Source organism: Sandarakinorhabdus glacialis, assembly GCF_014643455.1.
GTDB lineage: Bacteria > Pseudomonadota > Alphaproteobacteria > Sphingomonadales > Sphingomonadaceae > Sandarakinorhabdus > Sandarakinorhabdus glacialis.
In genome coordinates, this window is record NZ_BMJM01000001.1 from 148,500 (window position 1) to 163,030 (window position 14,531).

General features: G+C 65.3%; 15 protein-coding genes and 2 riboswitches. Of the genes, 9 read left to right on the forward strand and 6 right to left on the reverse strand.

The features are described 5' to 3' along the window. Window positions 1-98: 98 nt before the first annotated feature. Window positions 99-194, forward strand: a riboswitch (glycine riboswitch). Window positions 195-196: 2 nt separating this feature from the next. Continuing rightward, a riboswitch (glycine riboswitch) is annotated at window positions 197-305 on the forward strand. 49 nt (window positions 306-354) lie between these two features. From gcvT to gcvPB, 5 genes are all read left to right on the forward strand, one after another. After that, on the forward strand, window positions 355-1,500 hold the full coding sequence (gene gcvT / locus IEW98_RS00785; protein WP_188761026.1) for a glycine cleavage system aminomethyltransferase GcvT: 1,146 nt from the start codon (window positions 355-357) through the stop codon (window positions 1,498-1,500). Further along, on the forward strand, window positions 1,497-1,868 hold the full coding sequence (gene gcvH / locus IEW98_RS00790; protein ID WP_188761027.1) for a glycine cleavage system protein GcvH: 372 nt from the start codon (window positions 1,497-1,499) through the stop codon (window positions 1,866-1,868). Before gcvT ends, gcvH begins: the two co-directional genes overlap by 4 nt. A 223-nt stretch (window positions 1,869-2,091) precedes the next feature. Then, entirely contained in the window at window positions 2,092-2,883 is a 792-nt protein-coding gene (locus IEW98_RS00795) for a class I SAM-dependent methyltransferase (RefSeq protein WP_188761028.1), read from the forward strand. Window positions 2,884-3,083: 200 nt separating this feature from the next. Further along, window positions 3,084-4,451, forward strand: coding sequence for an aminomethyl-transferring glycine dehydrogenase subunit GcvPA (gene gcvPA, locus IEW98_RS00800; protein WP_188761029.1), 1,368 nt, complete (start codon window positions 3,084-3,086; stop codon window positions 4,449-4,451). A 23-nt stretch (window positions 4,452-4,474) separates the two neighbouring features. Then, window positions 4,475-6,034, forward strand: coding sequence for an aminomethyl-transferring glycine dehydrogenase subunit GcvPB (gcvPB, locus tag IEW98_RS00805; protein ID WP_188761420.1), 1,560 nt, complete (start codon window positions 4,475-4,477; stop codon window positions 6,032-6,034). A 95-nt stretch (window positions 6,035-6,129) separates the two neighbouring features. On the opposite strand, the gene thpR is transcribed toward gcvPB, so the two are convergent. Next, window positions 6,130-6,657: an RNA 2',3'-cyclic phosphodiesterase gene (gene thpR / locus IEW98_RS00810; RefSeq protein WP_188761030.1), complete on the reverse strand. Its 528-nt coding sequence runs from the start codon at window positions 6,655-6,657 to the stop codon at window positions 6,130-6,132. 6 nt (window positions 6,658-6,663) lie between these two features. After that, window positions 6,664-7,443, reverse strand: coding sequence for an arylesterase (locus IEW98_RS00815; protein WP_243450486.1), 780 nt, complete (start codon window positions 7,441-7,443; stop codon window positions 6,664-6,666). On the opposite strand from IEW98_RS00815, the gene IEW98_RS00820 reads away from it, so the two are divergent. From IEW98_RS00820 to IEW98_RS00835, 4 genes are all read left to right on the forward strand, one after another. Next, complete coding sequence (locus IEW98_RS00820) at window positions 7,339-8,049, forward strand: ABC transporter ATP-binding protein (RefSeq protein WP_188761032.1); 711 nt, start codon at window positions 7,339-7,341, stop codon at window positions 8,047-8,049. The genes IEW98_RS00815 and IEW98_RS00820 overlap by 105 nt on opposite strands. A gap of 14 nt (window positions 8,050-8,063) precedes the next feature. After that, on the forward strand, window positions 8,064-8,783 hold the full coding sequence (locus tag IEW98_RS00825; protein ID WP_188761033.1) for a dienelactone hydrolase family protein: 720 nt from the start codon (window positions 8,064-8,066) through the stop codon (window positions 8,781-8,783). After that, complete coding sequence (locus tag IEW98_RS00830) at window positions 8,780-11,263, forward strand: ABC transporter permease (protein WP_243450487.1); 2,484 nt, start codon at window positions 8,780-8,782, stop codon at window positions 11,261-11,263. The genes IEW98_RS00825 and IEW98_RS00830 overlap by 4 nt, the downstream gene beginning before the upstream one ends. A gap of 94 nt (window positions 11,264-11,357) precedes the next feature. Beyond that, window positions 11,358-12,107, forward strand: coding sequence for a Bax inhibitor-1/YccA family protein (locus tag IEW98_RS00835; RefSeq protein WP_188761035.1), 750 nt, complete (start codon window positions 11,358-11,360; stop codon window positions 12,105-12,107). Window positions 12,108-12,166: 59 nt separating this feature from the next. Here the strand turns inward: IEW98_RS00835 and IEW98_RS00840 are convergent, their stop codons facing one another. The 4 genes from IEW98_RS00840 to IEW98_RS00855 form a co-directional block, all read right to left on the reverse strand. Further along, window positions 12,167-12,754 carry a 2-hydroxychromene-2-carboxylate isomerase gene (locus IEW98_RS00840; RefSeq protein WP_207792464.1) on the reverse strand — a complete coding sequence of 196 codons (588 nt, stop codon included), beginning with the start codon at window positions 12,752-12,754 and terminating at the stop codon, window positions 12,167-12,169. 12 nt (window positions 12,755-12,766) lie between these two features. After that, entirely contained in the window at window positions 12,767-13,489 is a 723-nt protein-coding gene (locus tag IEW98_RS00845; protein WP_188761036.1) for an SDR family NAD(P)-dependent oxidoreductase, read from the reverse strand. An 18-nt stretch (window positions 13,490-13,507) separates the two neighbouring features. Then, window positions 13,508-13,987: a PaaI family thioesterase gene (locus IEW98_RS00850; protein ID WP_188761037.1), complete on the reverse strand. Its 480-nt coding sequence runs from the start codon at window positions 13,985-13,987 to the stop codon at window positions 13,508-13,510. Between the two features lie 66 nt (window positions 13,988-14,053). Continuing rightward, complete coding sequence (locus tag IEW98_RS00855) at window positions 14,054-14,506, reverse strand: MarR family winged helix-turn-helix transcriptional regulator (protein ID WP_188761038.1); 453 nt, start codon at window positions 14,504-14,506, stop codon at window positions 14,054-14,056. Window positions 14,507-14,531: the final 25 nt, after the last annotated feature.

Sequence of the window (14,531 nt, forward strand, 5' to 3'; positions counted from 1 at the left end):
TCGCCCAAGAGTCACGAAATAGCCCAATGCGGCATCGCAGCGTGATTGACTTAAAGGCCCGCTTCCCGCACTTGTAGTGCGTCGTCGGAGGCAACTCCGGCGTCAGCGCGGGAGAGTGCAATGGGGAAACCCGGCGCCGCCGAAGGAGCAAGCCGCCCCCGGAATCTCTCAGGCAAAAGGACCGCGCTGGCGTACTTTGCGACATTCTGGAAAGTGGACAGGCTTCGGCCGGGTCCCACCGAAGGGGTAAGCGACGCTGCTGAAGCGCCGTGAAAGCTCTCAGGTCCGGTGACAGGTGGGGGCAGGCGCGGGGGGCTCATCCCCCATGTCCAACACTGTCCCGGAAGGCCCGTCATGGCCGATACAGATCCCACGCTCGCACTTCCCCTCGACGGCCTCCACCGCCGCCTCGGCGCGCGCATGGTCCCCTTCGCCGGCTATGCAATGCCGATCCAGTACGTTGGAGAATTTGGGGGCATCATCGCCGAGCACCTCTGGACCCGCACCAGCGCCGGCCTGTTCGACGTCAGCCACATGGGCCAGGTCCTCCTCCCGCTTGCCGAGGATACCGCCCTCGAAACCCTCATTCCCGGCGACATCACCGGGCTCGCCATCGGCGCCCTCCGCTACTCGCTCCTCCTCGACGAAACCGGCGGCATCCTCGACGATCTCATGGTCACCCGCCGCGCCGCCGACCTCTACCTCGTCGTCAACGGCGCCGTAAAAACCGAGGACATTGCCCACCTTCGCGCCCACGGCCTCACCGTCACCTACCGTGACGACTGGGCACTACTCGCCCTGCAAGGCCCGCTGGCCGTCACCGCGCTCGATCGCCTCGTCCCCGGCGTCGCCGGCGTTTCCGGCGCTTCCAGTATCGCCGACCTCCGTTTCATGCGCGCCGCCGCCTTCACCTGGAACGGTCACGCCCTCTGGATCAGCCGCTCGGGCTACACCGGCGAAGACGGCTACGAAATCTCGCTCCCCGCCGCGGCCGCCGAAGCCTTCGCCGAAGCGCTGCTCGCCCAGCCCGAAGTCAAACCCATCGGCCTCGGCGCCCGCGATTCGCTCCGCCTCGAAGCCGGCCTGCCGCTCTACGGCCACGACCTCGACACCACCACCGATCCCATCGAGGCCGGCCTCCAGTTCGCCATCTCGAAACGCCGCAAGATTGAACGTGGCTTCCCCGCCGCGGACGCCCTGATGGCCCGCCTCCACGACGGCCCAACCCGCAAGCGCGTCGGGCTGCTCATCGAAGGCAAGCTCCCCGCCCGCGAGGGCGCACTCGTATTTTCCGGCGACAAGCAAATTGGCACAGTAACCAGCGGCGGCTTCTCGCCCTCGTTGGGCGTCCCGATCGCCATGGCGTACGTGAACGCCGCCCACGCCGCCGACGGCACCGCGGTCGAAATCGAGGTCCGCGGCAAACGCCTCGCCGCCACCGTTACCCCGATGCCTTTCAAACCCAAAAATTATGTCCGCGCCGAAGGAGCCCCCACATGACGCTTTATTTCACCCAGGACCATGAATGGCTCGACGTCTCGGGCACATCGGCAACGGTCGGCATCACCGACTACGCCCAGGGCCAATTGGGTGACGTCGTCTTCGTCGAAGTCCCCGCCGCCGGCACTGTCGTCGCAAAAGGCAAGGAAGCCGCCGTTGTCGAATCGGTAAAGGCCGCCTCCGACGTCTATTCCCCCGTCTCCGGCACCGTCACCGAGCCCAACCCCGCCCTCGCGGAAGACCCCTCGCTGGTCAACACCGCACCCGAAGCCGGCGGCTGGTTCTTCAAGCTCACCCTGTCCGACGCCGCCGAGCTCGAAGGCCTGATGGACGAAACCGCCTACAAGACCTGGCTCGCCACGCTCTGATGTCACAGGGCGGCATCTCCCACTATTTTGCCGTCACCCCGGCGAAGGCCGGGGCCCATCTCCCGCACGTCCCAGAAAACGCCCGCTCTCTCAACACTGTCATCCCGGGCTCGACCCGGGACCCAGCTTCTTCCGCCGCAGCCCAAACCTTCCCCCCCGTCATCCCAGCGAAGGCTGGGATCCAGCCGCCGCGTCAAGCCCACCTCCAACAAGGCGCCCCCGCATGACGCACAGCGCCCCCACACCCCCCACCTACGGCACCCACGCGTGGGACCCCACCCTCTACGCCGCCAACGCCAGCTTCGTCCCAGCCCTCGGCAACGCTGTCCTCACCCTCCTCGCCCCCCAACCCGGCGAGCACATCCTCGATCTCGGCTGCGGCGACGGCGTCCTGACCCAAAAACTCGCCCAATCCGGCGCCACGGTCCTCGGCATCGACCCCGACCATGCGATGATCGCATCCGCCCGCGCCAAGGGCCTCAACGCCCACCCCGGCGACGCCCGCACCCTCACCTTCACGCAAGAATTCGACGCCGTCTTCACCAACGCCGCCCTCCACTGGGTCGGCAGCCCCCACATCGTCACCGCCGGCGTCCTCGCCGCGCTGAAACCCGGCGGCCGCTACATCGGCGAATTCGGCGGCCACGCCAACATCGCCGCCATCCGCACCGCGCTCCGCGCCGTCCTCGGCGCCCATGGCTTCCGCACCGATCCCCCCGAAACCAGCTACTACCCCACCGCCGAAATCTTCCGCGCCGTCCTTGAATCGGGCGGCTTCCACGTCGACACTTGCGAGATAATCCCCCGCCCCACGCCCCTCCCAACCGGCATGGCGGCATGGCTGGAAACCTTCCGCGGCGGCTTCATCGACAGCGCCGGCGTCCCATCAAGCCAACACCAGCAAATCATCGACGAGGTCGTCGCCCTCCTCCGCCCCATCCTCGCCGACGAGCATGGCAACTGGACCGCCGACTATGTCCGCATCCGCTTCGCCGCCCGAAAGCCAGCCGAATGACAGCAGCTCTTTCTTCCCCCCTCCCTCTTCAGGGAGGGGTCGGAGGAGGGTCCCTTCCTCCTTCCCCCCTCCCTTCTTCTCCTCCCCTCCCTTCTTCAGCCGCAGGCGACGCCTTCGCGTCAACGGAGGGGTCGGGGGTGGGTGACTCGATCCCCACGCCCCAATCCCACCAATTCAGTCCCCCACCCGGAGCCCGATAAATGCGCTACCTCCCCCTGACCCAACCCGACCGCGAAGCCATGCTCACCGTCATCGGCGCCCAGGACATCGACGCCCTCTTCGCCGACGTCCCCGAATCCGCTCGGCTCACAGCCCCCATTGCCGGCCTCCCCAACCACTCCCCCGAAATGCACGTCGAGCGCGCCCTCGGCGTCATGGCCGCAAAGAACCTCTCCGCCGGCACCGTGCCCTTCTTCGTCGGCGGCGGTGCCTACAAGCACCACGTTCCCGCCACCGTTGACGCCATCATCCAGCGCGGCGAATTCCTCACCGCCTACACCCCTTACCAACCCGAAATCGCCCAAGGCACTCTCCAGGTCCTGTTCGAATTCCAGTCGCAGGTCGCCCGCCTGCTCGGCATGGATGTCGCCAACGCCAGTATGTACGACGGCTCGACCGCGATGACCGAGGCGGTCTTCATGGCGCGCCGCGTCACCCGTCGCAGCAAGGCGCTGGTCTCCGCCGGCGTCCACCCACATTACGTCGGCGTCCTCAAAACCCTGACCCGCTTCACCGACGACGAAATCGCCACCAGCACGCCCGACCTCACCCCCGGCAAGCCCGGCGACGATCTGGACGCGCTCATCGCCGCTATCGACGCGCAGACCTCGTGCGTCATCGTCCAGAATCCCAACATCTTCGGCCACATCGCCGACCTCGCCCCCTTGGCCGACGCCTGCCACAAGGCCGGCGCGCTGCTGATCACCGTCGTCACCGAGGTCGTCTCACTCGGCGCGATCAAGTCCCCCGGCGAGATGGGCGCCGACATCGTCGTCGGCGAAGGCCAGTCGATCGGCAATGGCCTCAACTTCGGCGGTCCCTACCTCGGGCTGTTCGCCTGCCGCGACAAGCATGTCCGCCAGATGCCGGGCCGCCTGTGCGGGGAAACCGTCGACGCCGACGGCAAGCGCGGCTTCGTGCTCACCCTCTCCACCCGCGAGCAACACATTCGCCGCGAAAAGGCGACGAGCAACATCTGCACCAACTCCGGCCTGTGCGCGCTGGCCTTCAGCGTCCATTTGACCCTGCTCGGCGAAAAGGGCCTACGCAACCTCGCCGGCCTCAACCACGCCCGCGCCGTCCAGCTTGCCGAGCGCCTCGGCCGCATCCCCGGCGTCGAGCTGATCACCACCAGCTTCTTCAACGAGTTCGCGTTGAAGCTGCCGACCGAAGCGCGCTCGGTCATCCGCAAGCTCGCCGAACGGCAGATCCTCGGCGGCATCTCGATGGGCCGCCTCTACCCGGGCATCGCGGCCCTCGAGAACGGCATGATCATCGCCGTCACCGAGACCGCCACCGACGAAGATTTCGACGCATTTGAAGACGCCCTTGACGAGGTGCTGGCATGAACACTCCCCAAAATCCTTCTCCGATGAACTCCGTCGGCCGCGTAACGCGCATCGCTGGCACCGGCGCCGTAACCGAAACCTACACCGGCAACCGCGGCCTGATGCTCGAGGAGCCCTTGCTCTTCGAACGCGGCGCGCTTGATCGCTGCGGCGTGGATCTCCCCGAAATCCCGGTCGTCCAGGATCGCCTCGCCGGCCTCGGCCGCGCCGACCCCATCGGGTTGCCCGGGCTGTCGGAACCCGAAACCGTCCGCCACTACACCCGCCTGTCGCGCCAGAACTACGGCATCGATCTCGGCATCTTCCCGCTGGGTTCGTGCACGATGAAGCACAACCCGCGCCTTAATGAAAAAATGGCACGGCTGCCGGGCTTCGCCGACATTCACCCGCTGCAACCCCAGTCGACCGTCCAGGGCGCGCTCCAGCTCATCGACACGCTCGCCACCTGGCTCAAGACGCTGACGGGAATGCCCGAAGTCGCGATGAGCCCCAAGGCCGGGGCCCATGGTGAACTTTGCGGCATGCTCGCCATCCGCGCCGCGCTCGAAGCTCGCGGCGACGCCCGCTCGGTGGTGTTGGTCCCCGAATCGGCCCACGGCACCAACCCGGCGACGGCCGCATTCTGTGGTTACGCCGTCGAAAACATCCCCGCCAACGCGCGCGGCCGTGTCGACACCGAAGCGCTCAAGGCGCGCCTCGGGCCGGATGTCGCGGCGGTGATGATCACCAACCCCAACACCTGCGGGCTGTTCGAACCCGACATGATCGACATCTGCGCCGCGGTCCATGCGGCGGGGGCCTTCGTCTATTGCGACGGTGCCAACTTCAACGCCATCGTCGGCCGCGTCCGCCCCGGCGACCTCGGCATCGATGCCATGCACATCAATCTTCACAAGACCTTCTCCACCCCCCACGGCGGCGGCGGGCCAGGTTCAGGCCCGGTGGTATTCTCCGATGCCCTCGCACCGTTCGCGCCGCTGCCGTTCGTCCGCAAGACCAAGGACGGCTTCGAACTCGTCGAGGAAATGCAGGCCCGCAACAGCAAGGACCACGATCGCAGCTTCGGCCGCATGGTCGCCTTCCACGGCCAGATGGGCATGTTCGTCCGGGCGCTGGCGTACATGATGAGCCACGGCGCCGACGGTCTGCGCCAGGTCGCCGAGGACGCCGTCCTAAACGCCAACTACATCCTCGCCAGCCTCAAGGACGTCTATACCGCGCCCTTCGCCGCCTCGGGACCGTGCATGCACGAGGCGCTGTTCTCCGACGACTTCCTCGCCGGAACCGGGCTGACGACCCTGGACCTCGCCAAGGCCATGATCGACGAGGGGTTCCACCCGATGACGATGTATTTCCCATTGGTGGTCCACGGCGCCATGCTGGTCGAACCGACCGAGACCGAATCGAAAGCCAGCCTCGACCAGCTCATCGGTGCGATGCGATCGATCGCCGAAAAGATGCTCGCCGATCCGGATGCGTGGCGGACCTCCCCGCACCTCGCCCCGCGCCGCCGCCTCGATGAAACCGGCGCGGCACGCAAGCCGATCCTCAATTTCAAGGACCTCGAAACCGCCGCCGCCTGAAACATACCGGCCAAATACCCGCCAAATCCGGTTTCAGGGTGAAAATCGACCGGCGGCGGGGTGCAAAACACCCCGCCGCAGTCTCCCCAACACCCTCAAAAACCCCGATATCGCTCAACGATCCGGTAGTCGGCACCCTCGATCGTCAACCGGCTTTCCCAAAGCGCAAAACCATTCACCACGAACGGCGCAACCGGCAGCGGCACCAGCGGAAACCCCCCCACTGACCCCATCGTCCGCCCGAACCGCGCGACGGTGATATGCGGCAGGAAAGCCCGCGTTTCCAATGGCATGCCGATCCGCAACAGCGCTTGGTCAACCCGCTTCGCCAGCTCCGCAACCGGCGCCGCCGGCGTCACCCCGACCCAAAGCGTATCGATCTGCTCCCGCCGGTCAAAAGTACCGACTCCGCCAAGCGAGATCTCAAACGGCACCACCCGAACCGATCCCAAAGCGGCAGCAATATCAGCAGCTTGGTGGCGATCCACCTCGCCGATAAAGCGCAACGTCAAATGCAGCTGGTCGTCATTCTGCCACCGCGCCCCGGCGATGCCGCCCATCGCCGACAGCAGCGCATCCCGCACCGCAAGTGGCAGCTCGATTGCAGCGAACAACCTGATCACAAACGATTATTTCCGATCCAGCTCACGCATCACCAGCGGCAAGATCTTGCCGACAATGACCTTCACCCCCTTCGGCGTCGGATGCAGCCCATCCCCCAACTGCAGCCCCGGCACCGCCGCCACCCCGTCCATGAAGAACGGATAGAAAGCGACCCCGCGCTGCTTCGCCAAAGCCGGATACAAGGCATTGAACTCTTTGACGTATTTCGCCCCCAGATTTGGCTGGGCCAGCATCCCGGCAAGGATAACCCGCACCCCCGTCGCCTCGAACGCCGAAATCATCGCATCGAGGTTCGCCTTCGCCGCCGCCGGCGATTGCCCCCGCAACATGTCGTTGGCTCCAAGCTCCAGGATCACCAGATCCGGTTTGACTTTCATCCCCGCAAGAACCCACTTGACCCGCGCCTTGCCCTGCACCGTCGTGTCGCCGGAAACCCCAGCATTCACAACGACTACGTCGCGTCCCTTGGCCCTAAAGGCTGCCTGTAACTGTGGTGCAAACCCCTCGCCCGGCCGCAACTGGTACCCCGCCATCAAGCTGTCGCCGAATGCCAACACTGTCTTCGCCGCCGCCACCTGCGGCAACGAAAACAGTCCAATCGCCAACGCCAACTGGTAAACCCAAACAAAACCGCCATATCGGCGTAATACAGACGTCATCTTCGATTCTCCGGGAGCCGCATGACCAGCAATATCGTGATCGACGCTCGCGATGTCACCCTCCGCTTCGGATCGGGCACTGCCGCCGTCGACGTTCTCCGCGGCGTCAGCCTGAAAGTCGAGCAAGATGAACGACTTGCGATTTTGGGACCATCGGGTTCGGGCAAATCGTCACTGATGGCGGTGCTCTCCGGCCTCGAGCGCGCCACCTCCGGCAAGGTCCTGATCGCCGGCGCCGACTTCTCCGCCCTCGACGAGGACGGCCTGGCCCGCGCCCGCCGCGGCCGCATCGGCATCGTGTTACAAGCTTTCCACTTGATCCCGACGATGACAGCCGTCGAAAACGTCGCAATACCCCTTGAACTTGCAGGCATTTCCGATCCCGAGACCAAGGCTCGCGCCGAACTCGAACGCGTCGGCCTCGGTCATCGCATCGATCACTACCCGACCGAGCTGTCCGGCGGCGAGCAACAACGCGTCGGTCTCGCCCGCGCCATCGCCGCCCGCCCGGCGCTGATCTTTGCCGACGAACCCACTGGAAACCTTGACGAAGCCACCGGCAATTCTGTCGTCGAACTGTTGTTCGACCGCCTGACCGAAACCGGCGCAACACTAATCCTCATCACCCACGACGCCGCACTCGCCGCCCGCTGTGACCGGATCATCGAGATGAAGGACGGCCACATCATCCGCGACCAGCGGCACTTCGCCGAACTCGCCGTTGCTGAATAGTCCGCAGCAACACCATGACAATATTCGCCTATTCCGATGGCAACGCGCCGTGCGAAGGCTATATCGCCGTCCCCCCGGGCGCCGGCCCGCACCCCGCGGTTCTCATCGCCCATAATTGGGCCGGGCAATCATCGGCCGATACTGAAATCGCCGACAAGCTTGCCGCGCTCGGCTATATCGGCATCGCCATCGACGTCTACGGCAAAGGCGTGCGCGGCGGATTGACGAGCGATAACAGCGCCCTGATGGCGCCCTGGATGCAGGACCGTACGGCCCTGCGCAGTCGCCTGCTCGCCGCCGTCGAAGCCGCCGCGGCGGACGAACGGGTCGACCGGTCGCGCATCGCCATCATCGGCTATTGCTTCGGCGGCCTCTGCGCTCTTGATCTGGCACGTTCGGCAACGCCGTTGATCAAGGCCGCCGTCAGCTTTCACGGCAGTTATTCCCCCCCATCGATCGGCGAACAGCCAAAAATCGCCGCCAAGGTGCTGGTATTGCATGGTTGGATCGATCCCATCACCCCGCCAGACGCCACCGTGGCGCTTGCTCACGAACTGGAAGCAGCAGGCGCCGACTGGCAGATCCATGCTTATGGCCAGACCCGCCACGCCTTCACCTTCCCTGCCGCCAACAACCCCGCCGGCGGCATCGAATATGATCCCGCCTCCGACCGCAGGTCATGGAAATCGATGACCGTTTTGCTCGCCGAAGTCTTCGCCGACCCTGCCGCTTGAACCTCCCACTGCGCCTTGCCTTGCGCGAACTGCGCGGCGGGCTTGTCGGCCTGCGCCTGCTTGCCATCTGCCTGATCCTCGGCGTCGCCGCGTTGGCGGGGGTAGGGAGCCTGGCGTCTGCCATTACGCAAGGCCTTAGCGAACGCGGCCAGCTTATCCTTGGCGGCGACGTCGAGGCGTCGCTTACCAGCCGCCCGGCAAGCCCGCAGGAGCGTGCCAGGCTTGACGCCACAGGTGTCGTGTCCGAGACCGTCCGTCTGCGTGCAATGGCTGGCCGCGAGGGCAATGACGAGCGCCTGCTTGTCGAGTTGAAGGCAGTCGATGCCAAGTGGCCGCTCTATGGACGTTTCACGATTGCGGGCGGATCGACGCTGGCACCGGGCAGCGCAGCAATCGATCCGGCGCTCGCGGACCGGCTCAAGCTCGCGCGCGGCGATCGGATTTCGATCGGCAACGCCGTCTTCACGGTTGCTGGCATCATCGGACAAGAGCCTGACAAGGCAGGAGAAGGGCTCGGGTTTGGGCCAGGGATTATCGTGCCGCTGGCGGACCTCGCGGCGACCGGCCTGCTCGAACCTGGCAGCTTGTACCGCAGTCACTATCGCATCCGGCTGCCGGCAAATGCAGCGCCCGCCGAGGTCGTCAAGGGGCTCGAGAAGGCGGCTCCCGATGTTGGATTCCAGTACCAGGATCGCAGCAACGGCGCGCCCGGTACCCGGCGTTTCGTCGATCGGCTCGGCCAGTTCCTGACGCTTGTCGGGTTGACGGCACTTGTGGTGGCGGGCGTCGGTGTCGCCGGGGGCGTCAGTGCGTATCTTGGCGGCAAGACCAAGACGATTGCGACGCTCAAAACCTTGGGAGCCGATACTGCAACGATCCGAGCAACTTACCTGTGGCAGATCGGGCTGGTAACGATCGGCGCTGTCATCATCGGGCTTGCTATCGGCGCGGCCACACCTTGGATCGTGGTACAATTCGCGGCCGATAGCTTGCCGGTGCCGCCTTCACTGCGGCCGCAATGGATGGCGCTGGTGACCGCCGGCGCATATGGGCTGCTGATCGCGCTGGCATTCGCGCTGTGGCCGCTGGCGCAGGCGGCGCGGATGCCGGCGGCGCGGTTGTTCCGCAGCATTACCGAGCGCCGCGATCGGCCGGGTGCGGCGACGATCGCCACCATGGCGGGTGCGGGCTTGACGATTGTCGGAATAACCGTGCTGAATGCGACGGACCGACTGTTTGTATTGGGTTTTGTCGGCGCGGCGCTGGGTTTGATCGCGCTGCTTTGGGCACTGGCAGCGCTGGTACGCTGGGCGGCGGCACGGGCACCGCGACCGAAGGGGACGCTGGCGCGGCTGGCGTTGTCGAACCTGCATCGGCCGGGCGCGCAGACCCGGCAGTTGATCGTCGCGCTCGGACTGGGGCTGACGTTGTTTTCGACGTTGGCAGTGATCGAGACGAACTTTTCGGGGCAGATCAATCGGACATTGCCCGACCGTGCGCCGAGCTTTTTTGTCATCGATATTCCCAACGAAGATTTGCAGCGATTTCAGGGTGTTGTCGAGAAGGCTTCGCCCGGCGCGGGACAAACGCTGGTGCCGTCGCTGCGCGGCCCGGTGACGGCGGTGAAGGGCATCCCTGTCAGCGAGCTCAATACTTCACCGGATGCGTGGATCCTGCGCGGTGATCGCGGGCTTAGCTATGCGGCTTATTTCCCGCCGAATAATGTCCTGGTCAGCGGTAAATGGTGGCCGAAGGACTATGCCGGGCCGCCGCTGATCTCACTCGATGACGAAGCCGCCAAGGCCCTCAATCTCAAGATCGGCGATGCGATCACGGTCTCGGTGCTGGGAGTCGAGGTGACGGGGACGATCGCCAATACGCGAAAGATCGACTGGCAATCGCTGGGTTTCAACTTTGCCATCCTGTTTGCGCCCGGCACGCTGGAGGCGGCGCCGCATAGCTGGATGGCGACGCTGTCGGTGCCGGCGGCGGGAGAAAAAGGGGTTCAGGCGGCTATCGGCCGGTCGTTTCCGACCACGTCGGTGGTACGTGTGAAGGATGTTCTGGGGCAGGTCGGAGAACTTTTGCAGCAGTTGGGGAGTGCAATCCGGGCTGCGGCCTCGGTGACTGTCGCGGCGGGCATCGCGGTGCTGATCGGCGCGCTGGCGGCCGGGGCCAGGGCGCGAACTTATGACTCGGTCCTGCTCAAGATGCTCGGCGCGACCCGGCGCCAGGTGGCGCTGGCGACATTGGCCGAATATGGCGCGCTGGCGGCAATCGTGGCGGTGCTGGCGCTGGTGCTCGGGGCGGGGGCGGGCTGGTATACGGTGACGCAGGTGTTCAAGCTCGAATGGGCGCCGGAGTGGTTGCCCGTGGTTGCCACGGTCGTCGTCGGCGGGGTCGTCACGGTCGTTCTTGGGCTGGTCGGTTCGTGGCGGGCGTTGTCGGCGCGGCCTAACGTGGTGTTCCGCGATCTTTGATTACCATCTCGTCATCATCCGCCATTGAAGTTTTCGCAGATATCCACGATATTAATCGGGATCCCGGCGTTTGTGCCGGTGGCAGGAGGAATTGATGGCCAACCAGGTGGACCCCCGCTTCGCAGGCGTCCGACCCGCGGACGACGCAACTGCAGGCTTCGACGCAGGGCTGCGTGCGTATATGCTGTCCGTTTACAACTACATGGCGACAGGCGTGTTGATGACCGGTGCGATTGCGTACCTCGTCGCCAACACCCCGGCGCTGCTGGCGGTGTTCTTTGCCGTGAAGGCGAACGGCGCGATGGGTCCGACGATCCTCGGTTGGGTGGCGATGCTTTCGCCGCTGGCTTTGATCCTCGTCATGAACTTCGGCATGAACAAGCTGTCGGAGAGCACGCTGAAACTGTGTTTCTATGGCTTTGCGGCCCTGATGGGCGTCTCGATGTCGACGATCTTCATCGTCTATACCGGCGCTTCGATCGCGCAGACATTCTTCGTGACGGCAGCAGCGTTCGCTGGGCTCAGCCTGTACGGTTACACCACCAAGCGTGACCTGTCTGCGATGGGCAAGTTCCTGGTGATGGGCCTGATCGGGTTGATCGTCGCGATGTTCGCCAACTTCTTCTTCAAGTCGGGTCCGTTGCAGCTCGGCATCAACATCATCGGCGTGCTGATCTTTGCTGGCCTGATCGCCTACGACACGCAGCGCCTCAAGAACCTGTACTTCCAGGTCCAGGGCAGCGACATCATGGGCAAGACGGCGATCATGGGCGCGCTGACGCTTTACCTCAACTTCATCAACATGTTCCAGTTCCTGCTCCACATGATGGGCAACCGCAACTAAGCGGAACTGGCTGACAGATCAGGCCCGGCGGAGCAATCCGCCGGGCTTTTTTTTGGAGCTTAGGCGGCGGCCTTCTCGACCCAGTCGAGCCGGTCCTGGCCAAAGAAAATTTCGTCGCCCACAAAGAATGTCGGTGCGCCGAACGCGCCGCGCGATACGGCATATTCGGTGGCCTTGATCAGCGCAGACTTGACTTCCGGGCCGCCGGCTCGGGCCAGTTGCGTGTCGGGATCGAAGCCGGCGGCGGTGAGCGTTGCCTTGAGTGTTTCCGGATCGGACAGGTTGCGGGGAAATTCCCACATCGCCGAGAATAGCGCCTCGACCAACGGCGTGAAATCGGGCGTCCCGCGCGCGCCGGTGAGCACGCGCATCATGGTGATGGTGTTGATTGGGAAGTCCGGATTGTGCTGCAGCGTGATGGCTTCGCGGGCGGCATAGCGCGCCATGTCGATGTTCATCCATTGGCCGCGCGCCGCGACCAGCCCCGGCGGCGCGTTGCCCGTCGCCTTGAAGATGCCGCCGAGCAATACCGGGATGTAGTCGAGACTGGCGCCGGTACGCGCCGCGATCGCCGGCAGGCGGCGGTGGGCGAGATAGGTCGTCGGCGAACCGACGTCGAACAGGAATTCGATGGTTTTGGGCATCATGGCCTCCCCTTGCTAGAATTTTTCGCTCCACGGACGCAGGTCGAGTTCGTGGGTCCAGGCGTCGCGCGGCTGGTGGTGGAGCATGACGTAATTGGCGGCGATGTGTTCAGGATCGAGAATGCCGGCATCGGCCTTCCGGGCGTAGCGCTCCGGAAACTGCGACCGGATGAAATCGGTGTCGATGGCGCCGTCGACGACAATATGGCCGACGTGGATGCCCTTTGGCCCGAGCTCGCGGGCGCAGCTTTGTGCCAGGGCGCGGAGCGCGTGCTTGCCGCCGGCAAAGCCGGCGAAGCCGGCGCCACCGCGGACGCTGGCCGTGGCGCCGGTGAACAATATGGTGCCGCGTTCGCGGGGTACCATGCGCCGGGCGGCCTCGCGCGCCATCAGGAAGCCGCCGAGCGCGCAGAGTTCCCAGATCTTGCGGTAGCGGCGGGCGGTTTCCTCTAGGATGCTCATCGGCGAGTTGGCGCCGATGTTGAAGACCGCTACCTCGACCGGGCCGACCTCGGCTTCGACGCGGTCGAACAGGGCGATCATGGCATCCTCGTCGCGGGCGTCAGTGCCGATCGACAGGCATCGGCCGCCCTCGGCGGCGATGCGCTCGGCGAGCGGCGCGAGTGCTTCGGCGGTGCGGCGGACCGGAACGGCGACAAGGCCGTCGCGGGCGAAGGCGGCGGCGATGGCGCCGCCGGTGGCGTCACCCGCGCCGATGATGATGGCTGCGCCTGGCATGGTTGCTCCTTTCAATGATCAGCGGGTTCCGGGCCTTGCCTCGCCAACTGAAAAGACGAGGCAGGTGGTGATGCCGGTGGCGAGCAGGCGGCCCGCGCTGTCGGTGAGGGTGCCGCGCGCGGTGGCGATGCGGCGGCCGCTGGTGATGACTTCGCCGCGGGCGGTGACCTGGCCGGTGCCCGCGTTCATCGCCTTCAGATAGGTGATGTTGAGGTCGATGGTGGTGAAGCCGACGCCGGCGGCGAGCGTGGTGTGGACAGCACAGCCCATGCAGCTGTCGAGCAAAGTCGCGGCATAGCCGCCGTGCACGGTGCCCATCGGGTTATAGTGTTGCGGCCCCGGTTCGCCGAGGAATTCCATCCAGCCTTCGCCGGCGCTGCCGCAGCGCATGGTCATCAGCTCGCCGAACGGGATACGAGGGAAGCGACCCTCGATCATGCCCTGCATAAGGGTCAGTCCGGAAAGGGCGGCAAGGTCGGCGGCGGCGAGAGGCGGCATAAGCGGTCTTTCAACAGATCAGGTGTAATTGCAGATAATCTGGCAAAGTTCAGTGGTTGGCAATCATCACAAATGCTGGTGAGCGTCGTCGAGAATGAAGCGCAATGCCGCCAGCCGGCCATCGCCGAGCGCGGCGCGCACCTTGTCCTGTGCTGCTGCCCAACCGGCAGCAGCGAGGCGGCGACGTTCGTAGCCCGTGTCCGTTAGCCGGACGAGCCGGGTGCGGCCGTCCTCGGGGTCAGGATCGACAGCCAGATAGCCTGCCGACAGCATCGGCTTGAGCAATCGCGATACTGTGGAAGCATCGGCCGAGAGCCTGTCGGCAAGCATGCCGATGGCAACGCCCTCTGTCCGCCGCAAGCTGGCGAGCAGCCCGATCTGGCCGACGGTCAGCCCGTGCGGCGCCAGTTCCTCGTCGTAGATCTGGGTAACCTTGCGGGCCAGCCGACGCACCTTTGCGGCGGTGCAATCGGTTATGCCCGCCGGACTGCCGGTGGGCCGGATGACGGTGTTGTTCATGGCCGGCTATGGTAAACTATCTGCA

What these genes read in the sequence shown, in the direction of transcription:
- gcvPA (WP_188761029.1), top strand. Translation starts at nt 3,084, where the DNA reads ATGCGCTACCTCCCCCTGACCCAACCCGACCGCGAAGCCATGCTCACC.
- IEW98_RS00850 (WP_188761037.1), bottom strand. Translation starts at nt 13,987, where the DNA reads ATGCCGCCTCTCGCCGCCGCCGACCTTGCCGCCCTTTCCGGACTGACC.
- IEW98_RS00840 (WP_207792464.1), bottom strand. Translation starts at nt 12,754, where the DNA reads ATGATGCCCAAAACCATCGAATTCCTGTTCGACGTCGGTTCGCCGACG.
- IEW98_RS00795 (WP_188761028.1), top strand. Translation starts at nt 2,092, where the DNA reads ATGACGCACAGCGCCCCCACACCCCCCACCTACGGCACCCACGCGTGG.
- IEW98_RS00825 (WP_188761033.1), top strand. Translation starts at nt 8,064, where the DNA reads ATGACAATATTCGCCTATTCCGATGGCAACGCGCCGTGCGAAGGCTAT.
- gcvH (WP_188761027.1), top strand. Translation starts at nt 1,497, where the DNA reads ATGACGCTTTATTTCACCCAGGACCATGAATGGCTCGACGTCTCGGGC.
- IEW98_RS00845 (WP_188761036.1), bottom strand. Translation starts at nt 13,489, where the DNA reads ATGCCAGGCGCAGCCATCATCATCGGCGCGGGTGACGCCACCGGCGGC.
- IEW98_RS00855 (WP_188761038.1), bottom strand. Translation starts at nt 14,506, where the DNA reads ATGAACAACACCGTCATCCGGCCCACCGGCAGTCCGGCGGGCATAACC.
- gcvT (WP_188761026.1), top strand. Translation starts at nt 355, where the DNA reads ATGGCCGATACAGATCCCACGCTCGCACTTCCCCTCGACGGCCTCCAC.
- IEW98_RS00835 (WP_188761035.1), top strand. Translation starts at nt 11,358, where the DNA reads ATGGCCAACCAGGTGGACCCCCGCTTCGCAGGCGTCCGACCCGCGGAC.
- IEW98_RS00820 (WP_188761032.1), top strand. Translation starts at nt 7,339, where the DNA reads ATGACCAGCAATATCGTGATCGACGCTCGCGATGTCACCCTCCGCTTC.
- gcvPB (WP_188761420.1), top strand. Translation starts at nt 4,475, where the DNA reads ATGAACTCCGTCGGCCGCGTAACGCGCATCGCTGGCACCGGCGCCGTA.